Below are 2687 nucleotides of genomic sequence, written 5' to 3'. Positions count from 1 at the left end.
CGACAGCAGCAAATACGGCAAGGTCGGCACCTTCAACGCCGTCCCGCTGGAAGCGCTGAGCGCCATCGTCACAGACGGCGGTTTGGCCGACAGCGTCCGCGACGCGATCTGCAAGATCGGCATATCGGTGCATATCGCGGAGTGATCTCCGCCACGCCACTAAAATCAAATCCACCGTAATGGGGAGTTCACCCATGAAACTCGTCGTCACCGGCGGCGCCGGCTTCCTTGGCGCCCGCCTGATCTCCACGCTGCTCTCCGGCCAACCTCCCGCCGGGTTCCCACAGTTCGCCTCGATCGTCTCCGTCGATCTGGCGGCGTGCCCGGTCGATGACCCCCGCGTCCAGTCCGTCATCGGCAACATCGCCGACGCCGCTTTCATCAACTCCGTCATCACGCCCGACGTAACGGCCATCTACCATCTCGCCGCCGTCGTAAGCGGGCAGGCGGAAGCCGAGTTCGACATTGGCATGGCGGTAAACCTCGACGGCACCCGGACGCTGCTGGAAGCCGCCCGCAAGCTGCCCAACCCTCCCCGCTTCGTCTTCGCAAGCTCGCTCGCCGTGTTCGGCGGCAAGCTGCCCGACGTGGTGCCGGAGGACATCGCCGTCCTGCCGCAGTCGTCCTACGGCGCTCAGAAGGCGATGGGCGAGCTGATGGTCAACGACTTCTCGCGGAAAGGCTTCATCGACGGCCGGGTCTGCCGCCTGCCGACGATCGTGGTGCGTCCCGGCAAGCCCAACGCCGCCGCGTCGTCGTTCGCCAGCGGCATCATCCGCGAACCGCTGGCCGGCTTCGACAGCGTCTGCCCGGTGCCGACCGGCACCCGCCTGTGGCTGTCCTCCCCCGCCACCGTCATCCGGAACCTGATCCATGCCGGCGCCGTGGACGGCGACAAGCTGGAAGGCCGCCGCACCCTCAACTTGCCCGGCATCTGCGTGACCGTCGCCGACATGCTAGCCAGCCTGGAGCGGATCGGCGGCGCCGAAGCCCGTGCCCGCGTCACCCTGGTGGAGGACGAGCGGATCAAGAAGATCGTGCTGAACTGGCCCGGCGACTTCGACGTGTCGCGGCCCCTGTCGCTCGGTTTCACCCGTGACCAGGATTTCGACAGCGTCGTCCAAAGCTACCGGCAGGATCAGGCGCGCTGACGCAACAGCGTCCGCGCTCAAGCAATCAATAAGTAAAGCCCAAGGAAGTACCTCATGAACGGCGCGGTATCCGCAGTCGGTCCAACGGCCATCTATGGCCTGGCCTTCGCAATCTTCATCCTGATCGTGCTGGTGCTGCGCACCAAGATCCATCCGGTCCTGGCCCTGGTAATCGCGTCGTCGATCTCCGGCATGTCCGCAGGAATGGCGCCCGATGCGGTCGTCAAATCGATCACGACAGGCTTCGGTGCTACCCTCTCGACCATCGGCCTCGTCATCGGCTTCGGCGTCATGATGGGCCGTATCCTGGAGATTTCGGGCGCTGCGGAACGCATGGCGCTCAGCTTCGTCCGCTTCCTCGGCGAGAAGCGCGAGGAATGGGCGATGACGGCGACCGGCTACATCGTGTCGATCCCGATCTTCTGCGACAGCGCCTTTGTGATCCTCAGCCCGTTGGTCCGGGCGCTCTCCCAGAACACCGGCAAGTCGCTGCTGACGCTCGGCATCGCGCTGGCCGGCGGCCTGATGCTGACCCACCACGCGGTCCCGCCGACACCCGGCCCGCTCGGCGTCGCCGGCATCTTCGGGATCGACATCGGCCTGATGATCTTCTGGGGCGTGGTTTTGACCCTGCCCAGCACCTTCGTCCTGATCTGGTACGCCCGCTTCATGGGGCCGCGCATCGAGGCGATGATCGAGCGCGACACCGGCGAAACCCTCAGCGTCGCCTACCAGCAGTTCGCCGAGGCAGAAAAGGCCCGCACGCCGGAACTGCCGCCGCTGTGGCTCTCGGTGATGCCGATCGTCGTCCCGATCGTCCTGATCTTCGTCAACACCCTGATCGGCGGCATCGTCAAGGCCAGCGGCGACGCTGATCTGGCATCGGCCGCCTGGGTCCAGATCGTCGCCTTCGTCGGCAACCCGGTCATCGCCGTCGGTCTCGGCGTTGTCGTGGCGGTCTATGGTCTGGCGAACCGCCGTCCCCGCAGCGAAGTCATCGCGGAGATGGAGAAGGGCGTCGAGAGCGCCGGCATCATCCTGCTGGTCACCGGCGCCGGCGGCGCACTGGGTGCGGTGCTCCGCGACAGCGGCACCGGCCAGTACATGGGCGAACTGGTCGCGACCCTGCCGCTGCCGGCCGTGCTGATCCCGTTCGTGATCTCGTCTCTGGTCCGCCTGATCCAAGGCAGCGGCACCGTCGCGATGATCACCGGCGCCTCGATTTCCGCGCCGATCCTGATGCAGATCCCCGACGTCAACATGGTGTTCGCGGCACAGGCCGCCGCAATCGGCTCGATGGTCTTCGGTTACTTCAACGACAGCTATTTCTGGGTCGTCAACCGCATGCTGGGTGTTAAGAATGCCAAGCATCAGATGCTGACATGGTCGGTCCCGACCACGCTCTGCTGGGGCACCGCCATGGTCACGCTGCTGATCGCCGACGCCGTCTTCGGCTGAGAGTCTTGAATTTCGTAGGTCGGCTAAAGCGAAGCGGCAGCCGACAAGCAGGCGCGTTCATGTCGGCTGCCGCTTCGC

2 protein-coding genes are annotated in these 2687 nt (G+C 65.6%); both read left to right on the top strand.

The window, feature by feature from the left end:
* Positions 1 to 194 precede the first annotated feature (194 nt).
* Entirely contained in the window at positions 195 to 1151 is a 957-nt protein-coding gene (denD, locus tag AC5JJ6_RS08130) for a D-erythronate dehydrogenase (protein ID WP_496041552.1), read from the top strand.
* Positions 1152 to 1205: 54 nt separating this feature from the next.
* A complete protein-coding gene (locus AC5JJ6_RS08125) occupies positions 1206 to 2609 on the top strand; it encodes a GntP family permease (protein WP_496041551.1) in 1404 nt (467 codons plus the stop codon).
* The last annotated feature ends 78 nt before the right edge of the window (positions 2610 to 2687 follow it).

The sequence above is a fragment of the Skermanella sp. genome, assembly GCF_059503625.1.
The sequence above is the reverse complement of the archived record's forward strand: the minus strand, read 5'-3'. Positions and strand labels throughout refer to the sequence as shown.

Coding starts and splice junctions, on each gene's coding strand:
- denD (WP_496041552.1), top strand. CDS start 195: ATGAAACTCGTCGTCACCGGCGGCGCCGGCTTCCTTGGCGCCCGCCTG.
- AC5JJ6_RS08125 (WP_496041551.1), top strand. CDS start 1,206: ATGAACGGCGCGGTATCCGCAGTCGGTCCAACGGCCATCTATGGCCTG.